The following is a 25,921-nucleotide window of genomic DNA, read 5'->3' on the forward strand; positions in this document are numbered from 1 at the left end:
TTTTTCGCTTGTGTTACCCATATCCGGACACATCCCTTCGTTAATATTATATTTCACTAAAGGGTGTCCATGAAACTATACTAGCATCAATGCTTTCCTGCTCCGAAATATAGGCATGGAGCTGTGAAGCTATCCGTGACAAAGATTGTTCACCCGAATCAATGACCATAATTTGCTTCTTATTTTTTATAAGTGACAAATTTTTCGTGACTGATTCTCTCAATCGGCTCAATTCATCCAGCCGGTCGCTCATCAAGAGAAAGGGACCGCTGGCATTCGTGTCAATCGCAATTGGTGTTACATTTTCAAACTCCAGCCCAATTGGAATCCATCCTTTTTCAGCATATTCCTTTGCAGCCGGATTTGCTGCAAACTGCGGAAATTCAAGCACTTCTGGCATCACCGGAATTGGGGCAGGCCGCTTTCCGCTCCAGAAACGGTCCATTTCCTTTGCTTCTTTTTGAATATTTTCTATGATCGCAAGGGTATCCGTTCCGCTCGCTGGCAATGCGGTTTGGAACAATATCGGATTATCCAACTTTACGATCCCTCTTCCCGGTATTTCCTCAATTTCAATATCTGTTTTCCCTACAATGGCACGGACATCTGTACGGTCTATTAAATACAACGGAATTTGTATTTTAATATTTGATAATACTTGCATTCGCATTGCGTTTTGCCGGCTGGCGCTAATAACAAGATGCAGGCCGATACTTGCTCCTTCCCTGGCAATTTGTGTAATCATTTTCTCAAAAGCATCCGAATCATCCGCTTCCCTGACAGCATCGTAATTATCTATGACAAAAAGCAGGTCAGGAACATGTTCTTTGCTTGCTTTCTCGTACATTTTCAAGTTTGCAACCCCGTACTGGCTAAGCCGCCTTTTCCGCTTTTTAATCTCCGACGAAGTAAGCCGGATCAGTTTTGAGATCTTTTCCGTTTCATCAATCATGATCGTATCAGCAACATGCGGAAGTTCCTTTAACGGGAGCAAGCCGTTTGTACCGAAATCAAGCAAATATATATGCAAGTTTCCCGGGTTGTTCACTCTGGCCAGATCCATTACCGTTGTTTGAAGGAAGGTCGATTTTCCATACCCCGGGCTTGAATCAATCAAAATGTGCCCATCTTTCGCCATATTGAGCTGCAGTACTCTTTGCTCTTGCATTGCAGGCAAATCCGCAAAACCAATTACCGGCTTAAGATCTGTTTTTTCATTTTTCCAAGCTTCCCTAAACTCCACCCCATGCAATTCCAGCAGATAGATCCGCTCTTCAAGCGGCGGCAGCCACGGTTTTGGTAGTTGGGCGATGCCGAGTTTTTTGGCGCGGGCATGGATCCAATCGACGACGGCCTCGAGTTCGGTCGGGACTTTGGTGATTTCTTTCTGGTTGGCAAGTCCGCTTAAGTCTGCAGAAATAGGTTCGTACTGGCCAAGGTCGTTGATCGCATAAATCGTGGTGTCCAACATGTCCTGGTCGTCCTGATCCGGGACGTAGTTGGCGCCGCTCCATGCGCTTTGGAACAACTCATAGACTTCATTGTTGCCGACCTGCAAGTAGGCGCGGCCCGGCAAGGTGATCTCTGCAGCATCCGGCGTTTTTAAAATTTCCATGGAATCGCTTGTGTTTTGGACTTTGAGCGCCAGTTTGAATTTCGAGTTGGACCAGATTTGGTCGTCGACAACCCCGCTCGGTTTTTGCGTTGCCAAAATCAAATGGATGCCGAGTGACCGGCCGATGCGGGCAGTTGAAACAAGTTCTTTCATAAAATCGGGCTGCTCCGATTTCAGTTCGGCAAATTCGTCTGAAATCAGAAACAAATGCGGCATCGGTTCTTTTGCTTCCCCCGATTTATACAGTTTTTGGTACTGGTTAATATGGTTCACATTGTATTCCCCAAACAGGCGCTGGCGTTTCTCAAGCTCTGCCTTAATGGAAGCAAGCGCGCGCATCGACTGGGCGCCGTCCAAGTTTGTAATCGTGCCGGCAAGATGCGGCAGTTTCCGGAACAGGTTCGCCATCCCGCCACCTTTATAGTCGATCAGCAAAAATGCGACTTCATACGGGTGAAAGTTAACGGCAAGCGAGAGAATATAAGATTGAATAATTTCGGATTTCCCTGAACCGGTTGTACCGGCGATCAAGCCATGCGGGCCGTGCGCTTTTTCGTGGAGGTTCAGCTGAACAATATCTTCCTTCCCGCGCAGACCGAGCGGCACAGCCAGGCTTTTATATGTTTCATTTCGGGCCCAGCGCGCTTCAATTGCAAGATCTTCCACTTTTTCTACGCCGTACATTTCAAGAAATGTGACGCTTTCTGGAATAGCATTTTTCAAGTTTTGCAGGTGGTTTAATGGTGCGAGTGCCCGCGAAATATCTTCCTTATGAAAGCCTGCAGGGAAATGGTCGGGCTTAAACCGTTTGTTAACGAGCTCTCCGTTTTCGATCATGATATTGCCGTATTGTGCATCCCGGATATCAATAACCGTTTTCACATGTTCCGGCAAAGACTGCAAAACATCTTCAACGAATACAAGTGAAACCCCGATTTCGGTCGGATCTTCATTCAAGTATTCCATAATGGTGTGATCCAGAATCAGCTTTTCATCGGTGATAAAAATGACAAAATGCGGCGAGAAATATATTTTTTCATTTTTATTTCCTTTTTCTTCGATGCTTAGTTTTCTGTCTTTTAAAATCTGATAAAGCGAATTGAGCACCTGGTCACGGGACCGCTCATGATAGACAAAACCGCGCACGTTCATCTCACGTAAACTGGCATGCGGCAACCAGCGCATCCAGTCCCATTTTTCTTTTTCTTCTTCCGGAAAAATGACGACAAACTGGACGTCATGGTAGCTGTGAAACAAGGCTATTTGCGCCGCCAAGAGCTGCAGCTGTTCAAGGACAAGATGGCGCTGCCCGATGTAGCCGACGGGACATTCAGCAAGCGTGGCGGTCACCGGCACATTTTCAAGCGTCAGATACTGCGACCAAATTTTACGGGCTTCTTCCACAAGCTCATCTTTCTCCTGGGTGAATTCTTCAAGATTAAATTCAATCGGAAAACTCGATTTGACATCTCCTGTGCCCACCCTGAACATCAGAAAATCATGGTGAAACATTGTTTTTTCATAAATCCGCGGGTCAACCCGGAGCGCCATATCGCGGATTTTCCCAATATCCGGGTAATGGTAGAACAAAGCATGGCGTTGCTCTTCCGCCGCTTGATGCAGTTCGTGCGATTTTTCTTTTAAATAGGCCCTGTAAGATTCGTCCCGCTCTTTAATATTTGCACGGTACTGCCGCAAATTTTTCAAATAAGAGGTGATGGCAAAAATCACCGTAACGACGGTCATCGACAGCATGATAATCAGGTAAAAGCCGTTGCGCTGAAAAATGGAAATGACGACAAATGCCGCGATCATGACAAGCGGCGGGACAATGACCCGTGCCAGTTGTTCGCTCGGTTTGGCCGGCTTTACAGGCGGTTTTGCAATTTTGCGTTTTTCCGCCGGCTCCCTGTAAATGATTCTTGGCGAGCGGTGGTAATCCGGATATTCATCCGGCAACCGGTTTTCGCTCCTGTACAAAGGAGCCAGGGCCGTGTGAAAAGTATCCGGCGGAGCGAGCATTTCCAGTTCATGTTCCTCGATATTGAGCAGCATGCCTTCTATAAACAACTGGTCGCCCGGCTCGATTTCGGCGCCGTCGCCTGCAAGCGCAAAGTTATGGAACATTTGCCCCTTGTTCAACTGAAGCCGGAAGCTTGCGCCATCACGCAACAGCACAAAATCCGCATCGATATGGAGCAGGCGGACATCATCCCCGCCGCCCGTTCCGAAAGTCACAGCCTGCTTTGCGGAAATCTCATATAAATTCCCGGCCTTTTCCACACCCAAGTACAACCGGACAGCCCCGTTTTTTGTCCTGATTTCCAACGGTTTGCCCGCTTCGAGCACTTCCCCGCCCAGCCGGCATGCGCGGCCGTCCCATTGGATCAGGAGCGGTTCCGCGAGCCCGTGAAAATGGATGTGTTCCTCCTGCAAATCCCCGATTTTGACCGTTTTCGGTTCCTTTTCTTTCAAATGGCATTTATGCAATTCGTTTCCGTATGCCGCATACAAAATCCGTTGTGCCATTTTTCTCCCTCCGCTCATTTTCCGGCCGAATCTTTTTTGTCATTCCCGGTATCCTTTGCATCCTTTTTAGAATCCTGTTTTTTATCTTTTGCTGCCGGTTCCTCTTTGCTGGCAGCATCTGCCGGCTGGGCGGATGCATCTGCCCCGGTTGCCGCGCCATCCGTTTCCGCCGTGCCGGTGCCGTTTTCCGATGCGGCATCGCCCGTATTGATCGGAATGCCGTATTTTTTTGCATAGGATTGGGCTTTTTCTTCGTATTGCGCCACTTTTGCTTCCCTTTCCGCACCGCTTAAATGGGGATCATTCTGGGCCTGTTCCTCTTTTTTAAGATAAGCATAGACGATCAGGACCGGGTCATTCATATAAAGTGCGAGATCCAATGACTTGTTTAAATTGCCGCGCCCGTTGTATATCCAGTACAGCAGATAATCCGGATCGCTTTTCAGGCTGATGTTGTTCATCACATTGGTTTTCGCCTCATCATCCATGTTTTCCGTTTTCACATAGGAATAGGCCAAAACATATTTCCCGGCAGCAGGCAGTTTTTCCGGATTCATGTCGTTTAAATCGCTGATGACACCCGAATAATTTTCGGAAAGAAAATCATGGTGCGCCGCGAGAAGATGCTGCTGGAACGGGAATTTCATAAATGCGAAATACAAAAGCGGAATGGCAAGCAGGATGCAGGCTGCCATCATCGCATAGGACAACCGTTTGAAAAGGCGGAACTGCTTTTTCGGCACAGTTTGCAATGTGCGCTCCGCTGTTTTCTTTTCCAGGAGGTACTGCTCATAAAGAAATGCGGCAAGCTCCCCGGCATCCTCCATCCCGGCAACCCGGCGTTCAAATTCCGTTTCTTTGACATGTTCCAAAGAACCGGCATACAGCTCGTCATATGTGTATTTTTTGGAGAACAATGCAACTGCGAGGCATTTATACCGGTACAAAAATTCATCCCCATCCTGTTCGTACGGCGGCAGCACACCGCGGATCCCCCTGTACAAGCAAAACGGCATCAGATTTTCATCAAATACAAGATTTTGAGGATGGAAAAAGCAGATGAATCTCGTATCAAAGCATTTCCGGAACCGCGCCAAATTGTGTAGCAGGCGGAGTTTTTCACTGCGGCTTAAACGAATGGCTTTCTCCCATGGGGTAAGGCCTTCTGTCCGGAATGAAAAAGTGAAAACATCTTCCCCCTCTTCCACCGTAACCGGGAGAAACAAGTCCATCGTTTCTTCCAAAAGGCCTAACTGCCGGGCATCTTTCACACGCGTCTGCGATTTTGCCATTTCGAGCTTCCACACGCCGCCATCCATGCTGTATTTTATTTCTGCGGCATTCAACTTTACAAGTTTTTCCTCCATCTGTCCGGCTCCCCTTTTCAAACAAATATGTAAACATTACAAAACAACCAGAATATCCCCGTTTGCAACCGGGAAGTCCCAAAGCCTGTCGTCATCCGATATGACGAGTTTTTTAGCCGGGATTTTTACTGCAAACGGGCGGGTTTCTCCGGCGTCCAGCCCAAGGGCATCCATTAGCTGGGAAAGCAGCTGGCGGACAGGCTGATGGGCGGGAATCCGCACATCATACCTTCCTTTTTGCCATTTTTGAAAATCAACGGTTACATTTAAATGTGTTCCGGCCGGCATCCCGTCACCCTCCTTCAAACTGCTGATGTGAAAATTCAACTGTCTTTCCGCAATACGGCATAAGCGCCGCCTGCCAGCAGACAGACAGCGCCGAAAAGCGAGCCGGCGAGGATTCCTGCATGCCCGCCTTCCTGCCTGTTGTTTATTTCCGGCCTGTCTGCAGCATCGGTTTTGTAGTCTTTTGAAAAAAGGGATGAGGCCACTTTGGCTGCAGTCGTTTGTTTCGTGCCGGTTTTTTCCGTAAACAAAGTTTTTTTCAATTGTTTGCCGGTTTTCGCCTCCGCCTGCTGCTTTGCTTTAACGGCCTCGGCTGTTTGCTTTTTAAAAAGGGCTGGGGCGAGTTTTTCCTGCGCGGTTTCCACGTCTTGCCGGCCCCCGCTGTTTTCCCCGATACGGCCGGATTCAATCTGCAGTTTTCCGCTGTGCTCCAGGCTGTCTGATGCAAAAGCCGGCACAGCATGGAAGGCAAGCGCGGCAAACAAAACCGCGATTGCCGTATTAAAGTGCCTGGTGGACATCGTCCTCTTCCGCCTCCCCTGCTTTTGTAAAGCGGTTCAGAACAAACAGCTGGCCGATTTCTGCCAACAGGCCGGCAGAAACGAGTACAATCAGGTAGCGTACGGAATCCACATTGCGGCTGTCAAATCCGGCAAGCAGGTCCTGGATATACTGTAAAGGCGAAACCCGCTGCCACATTGCAGCTGCCGAGGACGGATCAAAGTGGATGCCGAGCGTATCTGTGAGAAACAAATACAAGCAAAGCACCATCAGCAGGATAAACATGCCGGCCATCTTCAGTTGCCGCAGCAGGTAGGCGGCAACAGCCACCATTGAAAAGCTAATGGCAACGGACAATCCGAACCATGGCAAATATTTGTCCTCCGCGATATGCAAATAGGCGGCTGAAATTGCGCCAATCAGCAGGCCTTCCGCAATTCCTGTGCCGGCTGTAAGAAAAGCCGCCGGCATATTGGCCGCATACAACGGCTTTTCTTCTTCAAAAGAACTGCCGGAGGCGCGCCGTTTTTCTATCGTTGAAAGGACATAAGCCGTAAACAGTGCGGAAACGAAGAAAATCAGCACGAGATAGTATGGCACAAAGCTGTCTTTTGCAACGATCGTCCCGCTGTTTTTCGTCTGAACCGGGTTGGACAAAAAGTTCAGCAAATCTTCATTCGGGCGGTTGCCAATACGGCTGTTTGCCAGTACACCTGCGAAATTTTTCGCGAATTTCTCATCGTCCGAAAGCTTGTTGAGCAGGTTGTCAGAAAGCGAATTGGCCCGTTTTACCAAAGTCTGCCCGCTCGTTTTGATGTCCCCGGCCTGCTTGTCAATCTCGTCAAAGGTTGTAAAAACGGTGTCCGCAGCATGCAGGTTATGCTCGGATACTTCTTTTAATGATTCGCTTGTTGCAAGCAGCGTTGTCAGACGGTCCCCGAGGGAAACGGCCATTGTTCCTTCTTTCCCCATGCTTTCAGCCATTTGCCCGTTGTCTTTTTGAAGATTTAGCGACGTTTGCCGCCAATCATCCAGCTGCTGGAGCGTTGCTGCAATGGCGGTATTCATATTTTCTGCTTGTGCCGTGGCAGCCTGGATTTGCGATGCCATTTGATCGGCATGGCGTTGTGTTTCTTCCACAAGCTGCAGCCAGCCGTCCGTTTTGTTTTTCAATACTGCCGTCTGTGCGCGGACATCCTCTGAAATCTGCCCGGCAATATAAGCGGCAAGCACATCCGCGATATTCTGCTTGTTGAACAGGTAATACAGCGAGCCTTCCGTCGCAGCATCTTTTAAGCTGCCCGCACCCGCCAAATCATCTGCATTTTTTCCGAAGTACAGTTCATACAGCATTGCGGTTTTCTGATATTCCCGTATCGTTTCATTTTTTTAGGGTGGGGATAGGGACGGGAGCTCATCGCTTTTGATTTTTGAATTTTTTGTAAATAACTTTTTGGCTGGCGCACGGCCCCCTTCTTGAACTTTTGCTTGCAGTGTATGCCCCCTGTGCGGAAACACAAAACAATTGAACTTCAATTGGCACATTCCTTTGCCAAAAAGCAGTTTACTTTTCTTCCTTTTTTTGCTATCATTCTAAATATTTACAAGAAAGGGGAGGATACAATTGGCAAAAGCAATACCGCCATTCCGCGCCGATCATGTCGGGAGTCTGCTCAGGCCGGAAAAGTTGAAACAGGCCCGCCGCCGGCAAGAATCAGGCGAAATCACAAAAGAAGCGCTGCGTGAAATAGAAAATGAGGAAATCAAAAGGATTGTGGCAAAGCAGAAAGAAATCGGCCTGCAGTCGGTAACGGACGGGGAATTTCGCCGGGCTTACTGGCATTTTGATTTTCTCGAAAATCTTACTGGTGTGGAAGGATACGAATCCGGGAGCGGCATCCAGTTTAAAGAAAAGCAGACGAAATCGCATTCCATCCGGATCATCGGGGATCTGGATTTTTCCGGCCATCCGATGATTGACGATTATAAATTTTTACATAGCGTTGCCGGGGACCATTTGCCCAAAATGACCATTCCAAGCCCGAGCATGCTGCATTTCCGCGGCAAGATTGCATACGGGCGTTACCGGGCGGATGAAGATTTGTTTTTCCACGATCTCGGAAAAGCTTATAAAAAAGCGATTGCCGCTTTTTACGATGCCGGCTGCCGCTATTTGCAGCTCGATGATACAGCATGGGCATACCTTTGCTCCGATGAACAAAAAGAACAGTTGAAAGCCCGCGGGGTGAATCCGGGCCATCTGGAAAAACTTTATGCCCGCACCATAAATGAAGCAGTCAGCGGACGGCCCGATGATTTGACAGTTACGATGCACATTTGCCGCGGCAATTTCCGTTCGACATGGATTGCTTCCGGCGGCTATGAACCGGTCGCCGAAACGCTATTTAACGGCCTCAATATTGACGGCTTTTTCCTGGAATATGACAGCGACCGAGCCGGCGGATTCGAACCTTTGCGCCATGTGCAAAGGAAAGACCTGCAAATTGTACTCGGCCTTGTCACTTCCAAATTCGGCGACCTCGAAAATGCGGACGATGTGAAGCGCCGGATTGGCGAAGCTTCCAAGTATGTCCCGCTTGAACAGCTTTGTCTCAGCCCGCAATGCGGTTTCGCCTCCACAGAAGAAGGCAATCTGCTCACTGAGGAAGAACAATGGGCAAAACTATCGCATGTAGTGAAGATTGCCGGGGAAGTTTGGGGATAGGCAGCAGGCCCAGACTATTTTCCGGCAAAAAAAGGACGATGCGCCGATCGATTCCCCGCATCGTCCTTTTTGAATCACTGCTTTTTCAGACCCTCACGATTTGTTTTTCGGGCAAACGCGCGGCTTGCCCTTCACTTAAGCGCCAGGTATCCCGTGCAATCATCAATTCTTCGTTTGCCGGAATGACCAGTAAAGACACTTTTGAATCAGGGGTATGAATATACGGCCCGTTTTCTTCGTTTGACTGGAAATCCAATTTTGCCCCAAGATAGGCTAAATTGGACACCACTGCTTGCCGGACGGAGGCAGAATGTTCCCCGATCCCTGCCGTGAACACAATGGCATCCACCCCGCCCATCAATGCAACATAACCGCCGACACATTCTGTCACACGATTCACAAACATTTTGATTGCCAATTCCGCCTGCTCATTATGGGCTTTTGCTGCCAGCTCCACGTCGCGGAAATCATTTGAAATCTCGGAAATGCCGAGCAAGCCGGACTCTCTATTGAACATATCCATCATTTCATCAATGGTGTGCCCTGTTTTTTTCATGATAAATGGAAGGATGGAAGGATCTATTGTACCGGAACGCGTTCCCATCATCAATCCGGCCAGCGGGGTAAAGCCCATTGAAGTATTGACAGACTTTCCGCCTTGAATTGCGCAAATGCTGGAACCGTTCCCTAAATGGCAGGAAATGATTTTCAAATCTTTCAATGGTTTTTCAAGAAGCAGGGCCGCTTCACTGGCAACATACTGATGATTGGTTCCATGGAAGCCGTATTTCCGGATATGATATTGGTTGTATAATTTCAAAGGCACCGGATACAAATACGTTTCAGGTGCAAGCGTTTGATGGAAAGCGGTATCGAACACGGCTACGGCACAAGCTTTCGGAAGCCTTTTCATAAAAGCCCTGATTCCGAGCAACCCAGCCGGATTATGCAAAGGTGCCAGTTCGCACAGATTTTCAATTTTTTGAATCACTGTACGGTCCAGTACGGCAGAATCCGAAAAGTCAGAACCGCCATGTGTGATCCGGTGGCCGACAGCTGAAATTTCATTTAAATCATCGACAATACGGTTTTCTAAAAGAATTTCAATCAAATAATCCGCAGCGTCACGGTGATCGTGGATCGGCGGTTTTTCTTTTTGGCGGAAACCGTTGATTTTATATGAAACCTCAGGCGCGTCGAATCCGATTCGTTCAAACACCCCTTCAATTAAAATACTTTCATCCGGCATATTGAAGACTTTAAATTTTAATGAAGAACTGCCTGCATTAATGGCCATTATTTTTTTCATATTATATCCCTCCGAAATCACAAACTTATCATTCATGTGATTTATTTCACAAATATTTATATGCGTTTCCTTATAATACAAGTATAAAGAAACCCTTTGTCACAAATTTGCCTATTCCGGCATCAAATTCTGTTGAAAATACGGAAAATGATATTTTTTTGTTGCGCTTTCATTTATAATGAGGCTAGAAATCAATGTTTGCGCTTTCCCGCCTTTTTGCATGGCAAATGATTCATTTGTATTTTTTTGTTCAGCTTTGAACAAAATTTTGCAACCGCTTAAATGATTGCTTTTTTGAAAACGGGGGTTTTGTGAAATGGCAAACAAACAACAGATCGAAAAAGTAATGGAAATGTTTTCTTCTGCGACCGGCCTCACAGCGGTTTATGTGGATATTGACGGAAAAGAAATTTCGGATGATGATCAATTCCCGCCTGTCTGCCAAATCATGCGGCAAGTTCCGCATCTCCGGAAACACTGCCAAAAATGCGCGAAATGCGGCGGCTTTGAAACAATGAAAAACGGGCAGCCGTGTATTTACAGGTGCCATGCGGGCCTCGCGGATTTTGCGGTTCCGGTAAAAAGCCGGGAAAACACGCTTTATGGTTTTATCATTAGCGGGCAGGTACGCCTGGAAGATGATGAAAATCAAGTGAAAGAGTTTTTGCAACAAAAACCGCTTGATCTGTCTTACCGCCATGATTTTGCGGCCGCCTACAGCAAACTTCCGGTTTTTTCTTTAGAAAAGTTATCTGCTTCTGCCGAAGTGTTAAGTACTTTGTCAGCATACTATTTGCCATCCATTTTAAATGAAGAAGAAGCAAAACCGGCGAAAGAACCAGCGGCCCAAGCCAAAAAACATGCCCGGTCCAAGAAAGAAATAAAGCAAGCCCTGAAATATATCCAGAAACACATTCACCAGCCTGTCACTTTGGAAGAAGTCGCCGGCCATGTGTATTTAAGCCCGTACTATTTCAGCAAACTTTTCAAAAAGGAAACCGGCGAAACATTTGTTTCTTTTGTCAACCGCCAAAAAATGAATCTAGCGAAAGATATGCTTGCCAACGATGACTTGCCAGTTTCTTATATTGCGCACAGCCTGGGCTTTCGGGAGATCAGTTATTTCAGCAAAGTGTTCAAAAGGTATTACCAAACCACCCCGACCAGCTACAGGGCGATGTCCCGTAAGAAAGGATGACAATAAGCATGAAGGAGCCCCCCTTTTTTCAGGCAGGATTTCTATTCTTTTTTTTAAAAAACTGATTGACAACACAACCCGTTCCTTATATACTAAATATTGTCCGACAGAGATGAATACGATTCCGTAGCTCAGCTGGGAGAGCGCCACCTTGACAGGGTGGAGGTCGCTGGTTCGAGACCAGTCGGAATCATCCTGCTAGCGTCAATCCGTACGTATCAACGGTTTGGCGCTTTTTTCATGACCGCTGACATAGTCGGTGACTTGTCCGAACGGTTACGGTTACCGTCACCCGATATGTTACACGCTTCATTTAGGAGGCGTGTTTTGATGCGTAAAAATAACCGCAAAACAGATGATCGCAAGATGGCAACAAACCTCGATAACCTGTTCGAAATTTTCTACACGATTAAAACTGCGGAAGGCCGCGCGCCTGGCACGTTAAAACAATACCGCGAGAATTACCAATATTTTGCTGTTTTTTTGGACAAACGCGGTATTCCTCGTAACATTACCGATATCACCCGTAATACCATACGCGACTATATCCGTTACATGCAAACGGAAGTCATTAAATACGAAGGCCACCGGTTCAAGACGGCAGCACAACAAACAGCAGGGCTTTCGCCTAGCTCGATAAACACACGGTTGAAAACGCTTCGAGTGTTCTTCCGCTGCCTTGTCAGCGAAGGTTTACTCGACACCAACCCGACCCACGGCGTTACTAACGTACCGGAGCCGCAGGAAAAAATCACAATCTTAACACCGGAAGAAATGAAGCGTTTGACGTTCCGAATAAAAGGAGATTCACAGACTTCCGCGACTATGTACTGGGTCTGTCCCAATTGCAAAATCTGTGCACCCGGCTGTTGCAGCGGCTGCGGAACCGCTGGATGATCCTCCGGGAATACGATCTTTCAGAACAGGATTGGCCGGAGTGCCGTAGTGAACATTTTCTCCCTTTCAAAAGGGCTTTTTCATTTTGTCATTCATTTTGTAAAATGGATTGTATTTCGTTCGCAGTTTCAGTATATTAATACATATAGATACTTATAGATAAGAATGGCTTACATTTTGAAATAAAGGAGAGGGGTCTATGCCCAGGCAATATGATGGTGCCGCCGTTCAGCTGGATGAAATTGACCGCCAAATTATCCAGCTTTTAAACGGAAATGGCAGAATATCGTTTACAGATTTGGCAAAGGAAATCAAACTTTCCCGTGTGGCTGTTCAATCACGCGTCCATTCCCTGGTTGAAGATGGTGTGATTGAATGTTTTACCGCCGTCGTGAACCCTGAAAAAATCGGCCTTCACCAGTCCGCTTTTTTTAATGTTGAAGTAGAGCCGAAACATTTACAGGAAGTGGCCGAAACATTGGCCAAAGATCCGTCGGTTTCAAGTCTTTATCATATGTCAGGCCCCAGCAAACTTCATATGCACGGCTTATTTAAAGACAACCAGGAAATGGAACTGTTTCTTAAAGAGCGGTTATATCCGCTGCCCGGCATTATGAGTGTCGATTGCCAGATTTTACTCAAACGTTATAAAAGCCGGATTGGAATGAAACTGTAAGGGGGTTACATTGTGGAAAAACAGCAAAATACTTATGCCCAGCTTGCCATGGCAATGCTTAGGACCGGCATTCTCGGCTATGGCGGCGGCCCGTCTGTCATGCCACTTTTCCGGTATGAGGCAGTGACAAGGTACAAATGGCTGGATGACGACGAATTCGGGGAAACATTGGCAATTGCAAACGCGCTGCCGGGCCCGATTGCGACAAAAATGGCCGCTTACCTCGGGTACAAGTTGAAAAAGACAACCGGCGCCGTGTTCGCCATTTTACTCCATATTCTTCCGAGCAGCATCGCCATGATTGCGTTGCTGTCGCTTGTATCGGTACTAAGCCATTCCAAGATTGTGGCCGGAATGATTGCAGGGGTCATGCCGGTTGTTGCCGTCATGCTTGGACAGATGGCTTACGACTTTGGGGAAAAAACGGTCAAGGGGCTTGGAAAGGTTTTCGGAATCGCCATGTTTGTTATTTCCTTTCTCCTGCTTGAGACGATCCATCTCCACCCGGCTATTGTCATTCTGATTTTTCTTGCGTACGGAAGCATCCACTTTCGTCTCGTTGCAAAAAGGAGGAAAAATGAAAAAAAGAAGAAAAGGGATGAAGCGGGATGATCTGGTTCCAGTTAATGCTTGGTTTTTTTATTGCAAATATCCTCGGCTACGGCGGGGGGCCGTCCTCCATTCCGTTGATGTACCATGAAATTGTTACGCATTACGGATGGCTGAATGACAGCGAATTTTCCAATATGCTGGCACTCGGCAATGCGCTCCCGGGCCCGATCGCAACCAAAATTGCCGCATTCGTCGGCTACGGGGCCGGCGGGTGGACAGGGCTGTTAGCGGCTTTTGCCGGAACGATATTGCCGTCTGCCGTGGCGTTGATTGTGTTGCTGAAAGTATTGCACAAATACCGCCAGTCTCTTGTTGTGAAAGGGATGTCCCTGCTTGTGCAGCCGGTCATCACCATTATGATGGTGGTGCTGACGTGGCAGATGGCGAAAAGTTCTTTCAGCCAAATCGGCATCTGGCAGTCACTTGGCATCGCCGCCGTCGCTTTCTGGGCCATGAATATCCGGAAAGTTCACCCTGCCCTTGTTATTTGCGCGGCATTCATCTATGGCGGCATTGTGCTTCAGCATATAGTGTAACGGGATAGAAGGAGAAAGTTCCCACACATTTTTCTTTAAAAAACCTGGATGCCTGCTTCATCAGGCATCCAGGTTTTTTACTATGTTCACTTTTCCCGGCCGTTTAGCGTTTGGGAGAGTTCAATAAAGAAGTCGAGTGCTTCCGGATTGGCCATTGAGCCCCTGTTCACGACTTTATCGACCGGGAAGCCGAGCAATATTTTACGGATCGGGACTTCCAGTTTCTTCCCGCTCAATGTTTTTGGAATTTGTTCAACTTCATAAATTTCATCCGGGACAAACCGCGGCGAAACTTTCGCCCGGATTTCGGTTTTGATGCGGTTTTTCAATGTCTCATCCATATGCCGGCCCTGCTTCAGGACGACAAATAGCGGCATGAATGATTGCCTGCCGAGATGTTCCAGGTCGATGACAAGGCTCTCGATAATTTCATCAATGCCTTCGACCGCCCGGTAAATTTCGCTCGTGCCCATGCGGACGCCCTGGCGGTTAATTGTGGAATCGGAGCGGCCGTAAATGACACAGCTGCCTTTTTCATCAATCTTGATCCAGTCCCTGTGCCGCCATACCCCCGGATAGACATCAAAATAACTTTCGAAGTAACGTTTGTTGCCTTCATCCCCCCAAAAATACAGCGGCATTGACGGCATCGGATCACAAATCGCCAGTTCCCCGACTTCATTCACAACCGGCTTGCCTTCCTCGTCAAATGCCTGAATATTTGCGCCCAGCCCGCGCGTCTGGATTTCGCCGGCATAGACCGGCAAAACAGGCGACCCGCCGACAAATGCGGTGCAAAGGTCCGTCCCCCCGCTTGTCGAAACCACCCATAAATCCGCTTTGACATTTTCGTAACACCAAATGAAACCTTCTGCCGTAAGCGGGGATCCCGTTGACAAAATTGCTTTCAGACGGGATAAATCATGTTTTTCCTTCGGCTTGACGCCGGATTTCATGCATCCACTAATGTACCCCGCACTTGTGCCGAAGTGGGTCATGCCGGTTTTTTCCGCCAAATCCCATAATGCATCCATATCCGGATATGCCGGGCTGCCATCGTACAGGACGACCGTCGCCCCGGCCAGCAGGTTGCCGATTAAAAGATTCCACATCATCCAACCGGTTGTGGTGAACCAAAAATACACATCATCCGGCTCCACCCCTTGTTCGACTTTTAAAATTTTCAAGTGTTCCAAAAGGATGCCGCCCTGTCCTTGGACGATCGGTTTCGGCAGGCCGGTTGTGCCGGATGAAAATAAAATCCACAGCGGGTGATCAAACGGTACAGGTTCAAACGCGAGTTTAGCTTCTTCTTTCAGCACTTCCTTAAAGGAGACCGTGCTGCTGTCCGGTTTTATCTCTCCAAAATCCATATAAGGCACCACGATGGTTTTCTTTAATGTTGGAAGTGACGCCTGCAGTTCCGTGATGTTTTTTCGTTTGTCAAAAATCCTGCCGTTATAGGAATAGCCGTCAACAGCAAATAAAACAGCCGGTTCGATTTGTTTAAACCGCTCAATGACGCTCTCGTTGCCGAAGTCCAGGGAACACGACGACCAGACCGCGCCAATGGAGGCACATGCCAGGAAAGCAATCACCGTTTCCGGCATGCTTGGCATATAGGCCACTACCCGGTCTCCTTTTTGGATGCCAAGATTTTTCAGGTACTGTGCCGTTTTTGCTGTTTTTTCCTTCAGTTCCTGCCAGCTGACTTCCCTTTGCCGGACGGTTTCCGATTGGAAAATGAGCGCAGGCTTGTGCTTTCTGCTGTTGCGGAAAACGTGCTCGGCGTAGTTCAGCGTGGACCCGGCGAACCATTCGGCACCGGGCATTGTCCTTGATTTCAGGACTTGTTCATACGGCGTATGGGAAATGACACCGCAGTATTCCCAAATGCTTTGCCAAAACGTTTCCAGCTGATCCACGGACCATTTCCAAAGATCCTGGTGGCGCTGAAATGCCAAGCCGTATTCTTTTTCCAGCCATTTACGGTAACGGGTAACCCCTGCTTTTTCAATCCGCTCCCCAGACGGCTGCCATAATAATGCCCCTTCTGTGACCGCCTTCACTCGGTTTCCTCCCCATCTTCGTGATATACTTGTAAGCGCTGTCTTTTACTATTTTACCAATACATGAAATATTTCGTCAACGAATGAAAAGGCGTTTCATGGAAAATGGGGGAAGGCCCTGCACGCTTCTTGCCTCTTCTTGGATCATACAAAATGTCAAATAGCAGCTATGTTCTTGGCGCTTTTTTCGTCCCGTTATGTTTCTCCAGTTCCGTTGCAGAACCATCATTTGGGCAGGCGGCCGTATAAAACTTTCCCGGATACATATGCTATTGGCTGTACGAGAAGGTGATTTTGTGGGGAACCAGAAGAATAACAACCAAAAGAACAACAGCCAGCAAAACAAAAATAATATTGCGGAAGATGTAAAAAATACGGCAGGTGCCGCTCCATAAAGGGCTGGAAACGACAGAAGATGTGGCGATGAACGCTGTGGATGCAACTTCAAATGCAGTCAACAATGTGACGGGCGGATCGCAAAACAATAAAAAATAAAAAGTGCCGGGAAATGGGCGCTTTTTACATTCTGCTCGCCACTTCTTTTACAATATCTTCAGCAGACATGCCTTTTGCATCAATGACAGGCGCCTTTGTCATCGTGTCATTGATCCCCATTGCGTTCATCTCGCTGCCGGTTACAACACAGCAGTCACAACCTTGTACATCTTGTTCGTTCTTAATGGTTTTCACTTCATATCCTTTATCGCGCAGCGCTTCCTGGACATTTGTCAAAGCCTCTTCTACACCGATTATTACAGCCATGGTTAACACCTCCCTTTTTTTATCGTACCCATCTGATTTTAGAAAAAACATGTTTTTCCCGGTCGCAGACGGATGCTTTTTATTTTTTAATGGTGCTGAGAACCCGGTTGATTTCTGTATCATGTCTCCCGGTTTTACTGAAATAGCCGATATCTTTTTGGCACACGTCAATTCCCGTGCGGCGGCAGCAAAAATATTTTTGTGTTCTTCCGCTTTTCATTTGTATATTTAAAAATCCTCTCCGCATTTTTGAATACATTCATCATGCCCCGTATTGAAAAGCCGCACAGTTTTGCCAACTGTGCGGCTTTTTTGGCGTGCGCCTTTACTTGCCGAGCAATTCGTCCGAAAGCCGGATAAATTCGCGGGCATCTTCTGCCATAAGGTTAATGCCGGCTGCCCAGAAGTCCGGTTTTGTCAGATCAACGCCAAGATGTTTTTTGGCAAGATCTTCCACCTTCATCCGGCCGGTATCGCGCAAAAGGGCAATATATTTGTCTTCAAAGCCATCTGGATTCTTCAAAAATTCGGTGTAAATGCCAAGGCTGAATAAATAACCGAATGTGTACGGAAAGTTGTAGAACGGCACATCGTCAATAAAGAAGTGGAGCTTGCTGCACCAGAAATGCGGGTGGTAGCCGGACAAGCTGCCGGCATACGCTTCTTTTTGTGCCTTTTCCATCAGTTCATTGAGCCTTTGTTCGGACACAATGCCTTTTGAACGCTCTTCGTAAAAACTTTTTTCAAACAGGAAGCGGGCATGGATGTTTAAAAACATAGCCGTTGCATTTTCAAGCTTTGCATTTAATAAAGAAACTTTTTCTTCCTTTGACTTTGCATTGGCGACAGTCGCATTGCCGATGATCGTTTCTGCAAAGGTGCTCGCCGTTTCGGCCACGTTCATCGCGTATTCGCGGTTCAAACGCGGCAAATCGCGCATGACATGGCTGTGGAAGGCGTGGCCAAGTTCGTGCGCCAACGTGCTTGCATCATTTGTGGAGCCGGTAAATGTCATAAAAATCCGCGACTCTTCAAACTCCGGCAGACTGGTACAATATCCGCCCGGGCGTTTATTCGGCCGGTCTTCCGCCTCTACCCAGCGGTTTTCAAGGGCGTGTTTCGCAAATGCAGACAGTTTCGGCCCGAAAGAAGCAAAATGTTGGATGACAAAATCGCACGCTTCATCATATGTAAATCGGGCCGGTTTCATATCGCCGAGTGCAACCGGCGCATCAACATCCTGCCAGCCGAGTTTTTCCATCCCGAAAATTTTTGCTTTTTGGTTGAGAAAGTCGACAAACGGCTGCTTGTTTTCAGAAACGGCTTTCCACATCGCATGAAGCGTGTCTTCAGACATCCGGTTGTATTCAAGCGGCTCTTCGAGAAAAGACTTCCTGCCATGGGCTTTTTGCAGCGTAATCCGGTACCCGTCCAGGTGGTTGAGCGTATCGGCAAAAACCGGCGCATATTTTTCCCATGCCGCTTCCCAGTTTTCGAACAGCTGTTTGCGCACTTCCGGATCCGGGTCGGCATACATCCGGTTCATCGCCTGGCCGACGGATAAGGATACCGTCTTGCCTTCTTTGTCCGTAAACGGGATTGTCATAACGGAAACAGCTGTGTCATACAATCTGCTCCAGCCGGCCAGCCCGTCCTGGTTGAGATCGGCAATCAGCTTTTCCTCTTCTTCCGACAAGAGCCGTTTTCCTTCATCGCGCGTTTCATTGAGGGCAAAGGAGACTTCGCTCAATTCCTTGTCCTGTAAAAACTTTTTCCAGTCTTCGTCCGAAATGGCCACCAGTTTTTTCTGAAAAGTGGTCCCGAGCTTTTGCATCTCGCTGTACAAATCCATGATTTGGCCCATCACGACATTTGCATAGTCATCATCCATATAGGCATCATGCCACATTTGCACAAATGTCGCAGATTGGCTGAGCCCTTTTTCGATCTCTTCCTGTTTTTTCAGGATGGCTTTAAACGGCTCCGGAGACGGGTCTTTCGAAAATGCCCATCCGTCGAGTCGGCTTTTGTATTGCCCGATTTCTTCTTTCAGCCCGCGCAGTTTTTCCTGCAATTCCGGCGATTTTGTGCCGCCCGGAATAACGGCATCCAGATCCCAAGTATTCTTATATTTCATATTTGCAACTCCTTTCTTTCTTCCATTTTACAGGGTACCGCACAAAATACCAATATATTTACAATCACGGTAAAAAATTTCAGGGCCGGATCTTTTTTTGGGGGAATGTTTTGCATTTTTAAAACGCCAAGTGGGCATTTGCATACTTAAAAGGCGCGGCTACATCAACCGCGCCTTTTGTTTAATACATCCAGGCAAGAGACCCCATCGGATCCCAAGGTTTCAGGGCGATCGGATCTTGTTCCCATGCTTTTTGCAATTCCTCCGGCAAATATTTTTTGTCAATGACGATTTGGTACGTATATTCATCCATCCAGGCGTCACTCATGACAAAATAACCGTCTTTGCCCACTTTTTCACCCCAGCTGTTTTCCACTTTCCATCTGTCCGGTTTGCCGTCAACGAGGTTGACACCGGTCAGTACCATTGCATGTGTCATCACACTGTCTTTATAATCGAGGCGTTCTGCTTTGGTCATTCCGAACGAGAATCCGAAAGCTTTTTCCAAATCAAAAAGGCCGGTATCCATGATGCCTTCATTCCGGTCTGATGATGCCGCAACATCACAGCCGAACCAGACGCTGCGGTTATCCTTCAGCTGTTTTACGGCCAGCGATTTAAAGGTTTCGATATCGACATTTAAATATTTGACCGGTTTGCCGCCAACCACATTGCCCAAATACTGCACCGTATACGTTTTGCCGTACGGTTTGTCGCTTGTCGGCGCATTGATAATGCTAATGTAATTGTCGAGGTCAAACCCGACGTATTTCTCAAAAAATGCCTGCGGGGTGATATTTTGCTCGCGATGGAACAATTTGTCGGTATCGCGGAATTCAAAATCAAAGGTCTTCGGCGGCTCACCGAGTGCAAAGGCAAGCAATTTGTAAACTTCTGCAAGCATACCTTCTTTCGCTTGCCGCAATTCTTCTTCCGGCTGCCCTGCTGCGTGCAATTTTCTCAGTTTCACCGCGTTTTCGCGGAGTTTGGCATTCAAAAGCGAATTAAGTTCGCGTGAGTTGCTGCTGTTATACGTTTCCGGCATGACCTGTTTCGGCACAACGCCGTATTTTTTAATGAGCGCGACGAGCATATCCCACTGTCCGCCGTCCTGCTGCGGGGTTTCAAGTAGCCAGGAAATGAGCCGTCCTTCCACAGGTTCGTCTGCGGTTTCCATCATCGTTTCCAGGAAGTAATTGGCTTTTTCAAATTTGTCCCAGAAAAACGTATAGTTTTGTGAAAGCTCAAAGTCTTTCAATCTGAATTTGGCATTCAACTTATGCGTAAACGTGTTTAAGGCGGCAAACATCCAGCAGCGCCCGCTTTGTTTCTGGTTTGATACTTTCCCCGTTTCAATTTCGTGGGAGAATACGTGATTCATAGAAACAACAGCATCATTGTTGATTGCCGCGGCCTTTATCCCGTTTTTCATCATTGCATTTTGAATCACTTTGTTTTGCGGCAGTTCGCGGATTTGTCGGGAAAACCGCTCCGCCATTTCCCGTGTAATGTCTTTTGCCATTTAAATCTTCCTTTCCATTAAGTTCTTTTTTATTATACGCCTTTTTCAATCAGATAAGACAATTTTGCGTTTTTGAAAAGCCTGCAATTCTGAAACGGGACACAATTGGGCGATATTTCCTTTTCACTTTTCCACTTGTTCGTCCCGCTGTTCGGTGAGGAAGGCTTTTTCGTCTGTTCCTTTCACACATTTTTTTAAATTATGGTATGCTGTTTTACGAGAAAGACTCAAACGGGGTGATGGCAGATGAGTGAAGAAAAAGATTATGAAACAAAAGGTTATGATACAAGCATTGTTTATGATTATAAAGAGATGCCCGACGTCCACCCAGGGCGCTGTGACAATTGCGGTTACAGCCACTTTAAGTCATCGGTCAAACATGGCGTGTTCCTGCGTGAATGCCGGAGATGCGGGATGAAAAAGAGTATCTAACGTTTCAATAAAGCGGATTTCCTACAAATGGAAAATCCGCTTTTATTCAGTTGGAAGGATATTTCAGCCGGCAGCCGATGCCGCGAAACATCCGGACTGGGCCTTGTGCAAGCAGAAGCGCCTGTCCGTACCGGTGCGTATCAAGCAAAATATGTTTATAAACATTTTCCAGACAATCCGCCTTGCGCAGCTTTGCCACCAGGGCATAAAAAATCCGGGGCAGCCCCCGGACCTTCATCGTAAATCTATGTAATACAGCTTTATTTGCTGAACCAAATAAAGTAACCGGCAAGCACCATGACGACAAGAAAAAGCACAATGGTACCAAAGACGACTCTTTTTGATTTCAAAATAAAACGCTCCCCTCTGACGGACTTTCTGTTACATTCAGTTTACCCAACGAGGGGAGGATTCAAACTGGCAGGATTAGGCTTCTTTTGACATTTGCAGCGCCTTCAGAATGGTTTTCAACGAATTGCTTTTGCCGTAAAGCAGCACGCCGCCGCGGTAGATGCGCGCACCTGCTATCGCCATGAAAACAATCGTGACAACCATAACCGCCACGCCCGAAAGCCCTGCCCATACTGGCAAGTCGAGCATGCCGACCCGCAAAAACATCAGCATCGGCGTAAAAAACGGAATGTACGAAAGAACGGTAATATAGCCGGCAGAAGGGTTTCCAAGCCCTGCCATCGCAAGGAAAAAACCGATCATCACAAGAAACGTCATCGGCATCATCATCTGCTGGGCATCTTCAATCCGGCTGACAAGCGAGCCGAGAAAAGCCGCTAACGTGGCATACAGCAAATACCCGAGCAGGAAAAACACCACGGCATACACAATCGTTGAAACCTTTATATCCGAAAATCCAAACACAGAAAAAAAGCCGCCCGTCAAGTGATTGATATTTTGTTTGATAGTGGCGTAAGCGGCGGCAAGGAGCACCGCCATCTGTGTCAAACCGAGCAGGGCGCCGCTGATGATTTTCGCAAACATCTGCTGCACAGGCGGCACGCTCGAAATTAAGATTTCCATCACGCGTGAAGCTTTTTCAGTTGCCACTTCCATCCCGACCGCACTGGCGTAAAAAATGACCGCAAAATAAATCGCAAACAGCAAAATATAGACAAGCCCCCTCGCCTGCGCCAGTTCTGCTTCGGATTTTGCATCCCGCTCCAGATTGACACTTTTAAAGGATACGGGGCTGTTTAAAAGCGAGAGCCCGGCAGGCGAAAGTTTCAATTTTCCTGCCGCCATATTGCTTTTTACAGCCTGTAGCGCCTGCTCAAGACTGTCCGTGGTCCCGGTATCGGCAAGATTAGGGGCTTTATAGACCGCTTTCGGCATGCCGGCTGCGTCAAGCGATAAAACAACATACCCTTGATATTTTTCATTTAATACTTCTTTCCGCAACGCACTTTCGCTTTTTTCGGCCTGCACAAGCCAGATATCTTTATCAACGGTTTTTAATTGCTGCTTAAGCGGCCCGTACAGGTTGTTCGTCTTATCCAGAACCGCAACCTTTTTTTGCTTGCTGCCGGCAAACATATCAATCATCCGGTTTATGTTCCCCATCAGAAGGACAGCGACGAGCAAAATGGCCGTCGTGATCACGAAGGATTTGGTTCTTAGTTTTGTCATATAGGCATGGCCGATTAAAATGCCGAACCTATTCATAGGAAGCCCCCACCTTTTCTATGAAAATATCGTTAAGAGATGGTTCTTCAAGCGCAAACTTGCGGATGAAACCTTTTCCGTTGATTTCATCCAAAATTTTTTGCGCCGCTTCCATCCGGTCAATTTGCAGCTCCGCCCCGAGCGCCGTTTTCTTAAATCGTACGACACCCGGAAAGGCACGTAAAAATTCCAGATCAAAATCAGCATGGATCACAACATTTTGTTTCCCGAATGCACGTTTGACCTCTCTCAGTTCACCGTGCACAACCGGGCTGCCATGATGCATAATGCACAAATGCTCGCAAAGTTCTTCAACATGTTCCATCCGGTGGCTTGAAAACACAATGGTCGCGCCCTGATCCCGCAGTTCTGCGACCGCTGTTTTTAACGTTTCCACATTGACCGGGTCAAGGCCGCTGAAAGGCTCATCTAAAATCAGCAGCTTCGGCTTATGTAGGACAGCAGCGATAAACTGGATCTTCTGCTGGTTTCCTTTTGACAGCTCTTCCACCCGTTTATCCAAATATTCTTCAACACGGAAACGGCCGAGCCAGTATTTCAGTTCTTTCACCGCATCCTGTTTGCCCATCCCGCGCAGCCGTGCAAGATAAACAAGCTGGTCTTTTACTTTTAATTTTGGATACAGCCCGCGTTCTTCCGGCAAATACCCGATTTCCGAGCTCAATGTGTAATCCATTTTGCGCCCGTTCCAGGTGATGTTTCCTTCATTTGGCTTTAATAAACCAAGGATCATCCGGAAAGTCGTCGTTTTCCCGGCTCCGTTTGCCCCTAAGAAACCGAACAGCTCCTTTTCCGGGATTATTAACGACAAATCGTTTACCGCGGTAAACGTGCCAAATTTTTTCGTCACATGTTCCAACACCAAGGACATGGTTTCCCCTCCTTTGTTCGTACTTACGCAAACCGGCCGGAAAAGTTTCAAAAAACTGCAGGAATTTTCCCCTGATGATCCACATATGTTAAAAATGGACTTACTGCCGTCCATTGGATGGATGATTTTTATACAGTTTCAGTGATATAAAGAAAAAATTACCGCTCTGTTGCCTGCTACAAAAAGTCATCGCCATGCAAATTGGTGCCCGGGCTTGATGCAAACTGAAATTCATTATGTATATAATTTAACCTAAACCTTCCTACTTTTTATGTATTGCCCGCAGCAATGTTAGCTGGTTTTGCTGTAAAAAAATGAAGTTCATTTTTATATAGCTGGCTTTTTACATTTGGCGACTCGTAATTTCAAAAAAAGCAGCGGGTTGTCTATATTTTCCGCCGCCTTTTTTAAGGTTAATAAGCCGTCCACCCGGCATCTGCCGTAATCACTGCGCCATTTACGAAGGAAGCATCGTCTGAAGCAAGGAACAGGGCGACAGTTGCAATTTCTTCCGGTTTTCCGGTCCTCGGGTTGTTTGCCGACCCGGAGATGGCCCGCTCAAGCCCGAAAGCATTCGGTTCGCTCATTGTTGTGCCGATATTCGTTTCCACCCCGCCTGGCGCAATCGCATTGCAGCGGATCCCTTTCAGTGTGTATTGAAATCCGACATTTTTCGTCAACCCGATCACCGCGTGTTTGGATGCCGTATAAGCGGCGCCGGCCCGCGACCCGTTCAGCCCGCCGACAGAAGTGACATTGATAATGACGCCGTTTCCTTTTTCAATAAAGATCGGGAGTGATTTGCGGATCGTACGCATCGGCCCGGTTGTGTTGACAGCAATCACCCTTTCCCACAGGGCGTCTGTCAGATCCCCCGCCGGCACCATATTTATTCATGATCCCCGCATTGTTGACAAGAATATCGAGCGTTCCATACTCTTTCACAGCGGTATCCATCAAATGTTGCACATCTTCTTCGCTCGCCACATTGGATTGGACTGCCAGAGCCGTGCCGCCTGCAAGTGAGACAATCTAACCATCTTACCGCCGGGAGCGCCTAAATTGTGAAAACGAGACAGGGGCATACCTATTTTCCTTTGATTGCGTCAAGCACTTCCTGCTCGTTCATCGCCCATTCCATTCGAAAAATTGGAGAAGCGGCCGCCACTCAGCTAAATTTTGTATTATCATTTGCTTGTTTCATATGCCTGTTTTCCGAGCAAAATCGCCCCTGTAATGCCGGCGTCGTTGCCAAGGCCCGGGGACGTAATATATTCGGACAGCGGTTCAGGCAGCTTGATATAACCGTTGATCAGCTCATCCAGCCTTTTGTAGATCAGCGGGAACAATTGCTGTTGGTGCATTACCCCGCCGCCCATGATGATTTTTTTCGGCGAAACAATTAAAACGTATTGCATGAGCGCCTGTGCCAGATAATCTGCTTCCATTTCCCAGACTTCCGGGCGGTCTGAGAGCTCTTTTCCTTTCTGCCCCCACCGCGCTTCGATTGCCGGACCGGCTGCGAGTCCTTCGAGGCAGTCATGATGGTAAGGGCATGCCCCTTCATAATGGTCATCCGGATGGCGGCGCACCAATATATGCCCCATTTCCGGGTGCGACCATCCTTCAAGAAGATTGCCTTTTACAACGGCTCCAGCTCCGATACCGGTACCGACTGTAATGTACAGGCAGCTGTCCAGCCCTTTCGCCGCGCCAAGCACCGACTCCCCGAGCGCAGCCCCGTTCACATCTGTCGTAAAGCCAGCCGGAACGCCCAATGCTTTCTCTATCGTTTGTTTAATGGGATAATTTTGCCAGGCCGTTTTCGGTGTTGTTGTAATGTATCCATATGTATCGCTTTCCGGATTGACGTCAATCGGCCCAAATGAGGCAATGCCGATTGCTTTTGTCTCAAACTTTGAAAAAAATCCGATTACATCTTTCACCGTTTCTTCCGGATCGCGCGTCGGGAGCTCAACTCTTTCCTGAATTTTCCCGGTTTCATCTCCCGTTGCGCAAACAAATTTTGTACCGCCTGCTTCCACTCCGCCAAAAAGCATGGTGATTCCCCCTCAATAGAATTGGTTTAATGAGCCTCTCCGTTCATAACGGAAAGGTAAATATCTCTCATTCTAGTATACCGTTTTCTTCAATTGAGTTAAGTGTTTATGATCGGTACC

General features: G+C 47.5%; 20 protein-coding genes, 1 tRNA gene and 3 pseudogenes. 9 read left to right on the plus strand and 15 right to left on the minus strand.

Translation table 11 applies throughout. The annotated features are described in order from the left end of the window. Positions 1 to 46: 46 nt before the first annotated feature. Genes essC through IC21_RS13925 form a run of 5 tightly spaced genes read right to left on the minus strand, consistent with a single transcriptional unit; the run spans position 47 to position 7,650 of the window. Entirely contained in the window at positions 47 to 4,144 is a 4,098-nt protein-coding gene (gene essC, locus IC21_RS13905) for a type VII secretion protein EssC (protein ID WP_029141775.1), read from the minus strand. Between the two features lie 14 nt (positions 4,145 to 4,158). Further along, positions 4,159 to 5,511 (minus strand): type VII secretion protein EssB, encoded by a 1,353-nt coding sequence (essB, locus tag IC21_RS13910; protein WP_029141776.1) that lies wholly within the window; start codon positions 5,509 to 5,511, stop codon positions 4,159 to 4,161. 36 nt (positions 5,512 to 5,547) lie between these two features. Beyond that, positions 5,548 to 5,799 carry an EsaB/YukD family protein gene (locus tag IC21_RS13915; protein ID WP_029141777.1) on the minus strand — a complete coding sequence of 84 codons (252 nt, stop codon included), beginning with the start codon at positions 5,797 to 5,799 and terminating at the stop codon, positions 5,548 to 5,550. Positions 5,800 to 5,834: 35 nt separating this feature from the next. Continuing rightward, a complete protein-coding gene (gene essA, locus IC21_RS13920; protein ID WP_029141778.1) occupies positions 5,835 to 6,317 on the minus strand; it encodes a type VII secretion protein EssA in 483 nt (160 codons plus the stop codon). Beyond that, on the minus strand, positions 6,298 to 7,650 hold the full coding sequence (locus IC21_RS13925; protein WP_029141779.1) for a hypothetical protein: 1,353 nt from the start codon (positions 7,648 to 7,650) through the stop codon (positions 6,298 to 6,300). The genes essA and IC21_RS13925 overlap by 20 nt, the downstream gene beginning before the upstream one ends. Before the next feature lie 271 nt (positions 7,651 to 7,921). Here IC21_RS13925 and IC21_RS13930 point away from each other — a divergent pair, with 271 nt between their 5' ends. Beyond that, positions 7,922 to 9,022: a 5-methyltetrahydropteroyltriglutamate--homocysteine S-methyltransferase gene (locus tag IC21_RS13930; protein ID WP_029141780.1), complete on the plus strand. Its 1,101-nt coding sequence runs from the start codon at positions 7,922 to 7,924 to the stop codon at positions 9,020 to 9,022. 85 nt (positions 9,023 to 9,107) lie between these two features. On the opposite strand, the gene IC21_RS13935 is transcribed toward IC21_RS13930, so the two are convergent. Further along, positions 9,108 to 10,331 carry an acetate/propionate family kinase gene (locus tag IC21_RS13935; protein ID WP_017552459.1) on the minus strand — a complete coding sequence of 408 codons (1,224 nt, stop codon included), beginning with the start codon at positions 10,329 to 10,331 and terminating at the stop codon, positions 9,108 to 9,110. A 316-nt stretch (positions 10,332 to 10,647) separates the two neighbouring features. Between IC21_RS13935 and IC21_RS13945 the strand changes: the two genes are divergently transcribed. From IC21_RS13945 to IC21_RS17440, 3 genes and pseudogenes are all read left to right on the plus strand, one after another. Further along, positions 10,648 to 11,529 carry a PocR ligand-binding domain-containing protein gene (locus tag IC21_RS13945; protein WP_029141781.1) on the plus strand — a complete coding sequence of 294 codons (882 nt, stop codon included), beginning with the start codon at positions 10,648 to 10,650 and terminating at the stop codon, positions 11,527 to 11,529. Between the two features lie 120 nt (positions 11,530 to 11,649). Next, positions 11,650 to 11,722, plus strand: a tRNA-Val gene (locus IC21_RS13950). Positions 11,723 to 11,895: 173 nt separating this feature from the next. Continuing rightward, positions 11,896 to 12,228 (plus strand): annotated as a pseudogene (locus IC21_RS17440) (phage integrase SAM-like domain-containing protein); the annotation flags it as partial. 135 nt (positions 12,229 to 12,363) lie between these two features. On the opposite strand, the pseudogene IC21_RS17580 reads toward IC21_RS17440, so the two are convergent. Continuing rightward, positions 12,364 to 12,489 (minus strand): annotated as a pseudogene (locus IC21_RS17580) (amidase family protein); the annotation flags it as partial. Positions 12,490 to 12,625: 136 nt separating this feature from the next. Here IC21_RS17580 and chrS point away from each other — a divergent pair. Genes chrS through chrA form a run of 3 tightly spaced genes read left to right on the plus strand, consistent with a single transcriptional unit; the run spans position 12,626 to position 14,250 of the window. Beyond that, positions 12,626 to 13,102, plus strand: a complete 477-nt coding sequence (gene chrS, locus IC21_RS13960; protein ID WP_017553132.1) for a chromate efflux transcriptional regulator ChrS — start codon at positions 12,626 to 12,628, stop codon at positions 13,100 to 13,102. Positions 13,103 to 13,114: 12 nt separating this feature from the next. Then, positions 13,115 to 13,714 carry a chromate efflux transporter ChrB gene (chrB, locus tag IC21_RS13965; protein WP_029141782.1) on the plus strand — a complete coding sequence of 200 codons (600 nt, stop codon included), beginning with the start codon at positions 13,115 to 13,117 and terminating at the stop codon, positions 13,712 to 13,714. Further along, positions 13,711 to 14,250 (plus strand): chromate efflux transporter ChrA, encoded by a 540-nt coding sequence (gene chrA, locus IC21_RS13970; RefSeq protein WP_029141783.1) that lies wholly within the window; start codon positions 13,711 to 13,713, stop codon positions 14,248 to 14,250. Before chrB ends, chrA begins: the two co-directional genes overlap by 4 nt. 86 nt (positions 14,251 to 14,336) lie before the next feature. Here the strand turns inward: chrA and IC21_RS13975 are convergent, their stop codons facing one another. The 4 genes from IC21_RS13975 to IC21_RS14000 all read right to left on the minus strand — a co-directional run bounded on the left by IC21_RS13975 (position 14,337) and on the right by IC21_RS14000 (position 20,740). Then, a complete protein-coding gene (locus IC21_RS13975; RefSeq protein ID WP_029713777.1) occupies positions 14,337 to 16,319 on the minus strand; it encodes an acetoacetate--CoA ligase in 1,983 nt (660 codons plus the stop codon). A gap of 519 nt (positions 16,320 to 16,838) precedes the next feature. Then, positions 16,839 to 17,081, minus strand: a complete 243-nt coding sequence (locus IC21_RS13985; RefSeq protein ID WP_014095682.1) for a YkuS family protein — start codon at positions 17,079 to 17,081, stop codon at positions 16,839 to 16,841. A gap of 325 nt (positions 17,082 to 17,406) precedes the next feature. Beyond that, entirely contained in the window at positions 17,407 to 19,218 is a 1,812-nt protein-coding gene (locus IC21_RS13995; protein ID WP_029141784.1) for a M3 family oligoendopeptidase, read from the minus strand. Between the two features lie 181 nt (positions 19,219 to 19,399). Further along, on the minus strand, positions 19,400 to 20,740 hold the full coding sequence (locus tag IC21_RS14000) for a C1 family peptidase (protein ID WP_019721865.1): 1,341 nt from the start codon (positions 20,738 to 20,740) through the stop codon (positions 19,400 to 19,402). 246 nt (positions 20,741 to 20,986) lie between these two features. On the opposite strand from IC21_RS14000, the gene IC21_RS14005 reads away from it, so the two are divergent. Beyond that, complete coding sequence (locus IC21_RS14005) at positions 20,987 to 21,172, plus strand: DUF8096 family protein (protein ID WP_013858831.1); 186 nt, start codon at positions 20,987 to 20,989, stop codon at positions 21,170 to 21,172. Positions 21,173 to 21,199: 27 nt separating this feature from the next. After that, positions 21,200 to 21,415, plus strand: coding sequence for a hypothetical protein (locus IC21_RS16805; protein ID WP_142236774.1), 216 nt, complete (start codon positions 21,200 to 21,202; stop codon positions 21,413 to 21,415). Between the two features lie 183 nt (positions 21,416 to 21,598). Here IC21_RS16805 and IC21_RS14015 read toward each other — a convergent pair whose 3' ends face one another. From IC21_RS14015 to IC21_RS14030, 4 genes and pseudogenes are all read right to left on the minus strand, one after another. Beyond that, on the minus strand, positions 21,599 to 22,849 hold the full coding sequence (locus tag IC21_RS14015) for an ABC transporter permease (RefSeq protein WP_029141786.1): 1,251 nt from the start codon (positions 22,847 to 22,849) through the stop codon (positions 21,599 to 21,601). Next, positions 22,842 to 23,741, minus strand: coding sequence for an ABC transporter ATP-binding protein (locus tag IC21_RS14020; protein WP_029141787.1), 900 nt, complete (start codon positions 23,739 to 23,741; stop codon positions 22,842 to 22,844). The genes IC21_RS14015 and IC21_RS14020 overlap by 8 nt, the downstream gene beginning before the upstream one ends. Positions 23,742 to 24,154: 413 nt before the next feature. Continuing rightward, positions 24,155 to 24,770, minus strand: a pseudogene (locus tag IC21_RS14025) (SDR family oxidoreductase); the annotation flags it as partial. A 158-nt stretch (positions 24,771 to 24,928) separates the two neighbouring features. Then, positions 24,929 to 25,801 (minus strand): ROK family protein, encoded by an 873-nt coding sequence (locus IC21_RS14030; RefSeq protein WP_019721859.1) that lies wholly within the window; start codon positions 25,799 to 25,801, stop codon positions 24,929 to 24,931. Positions 25,802 to 25,921: the final 120 nt, after the last annotated feature.

This window comes from Heyndrickxia coagulans DSM 1 = ATCC 7050 (genome assembly GCF_000290615.1).
Lineage (GTDB): Bacteria > Bacillota > Bacilli > Bacillales > Bacillaceae_C > Weizmannia > Weizmannia coagulans.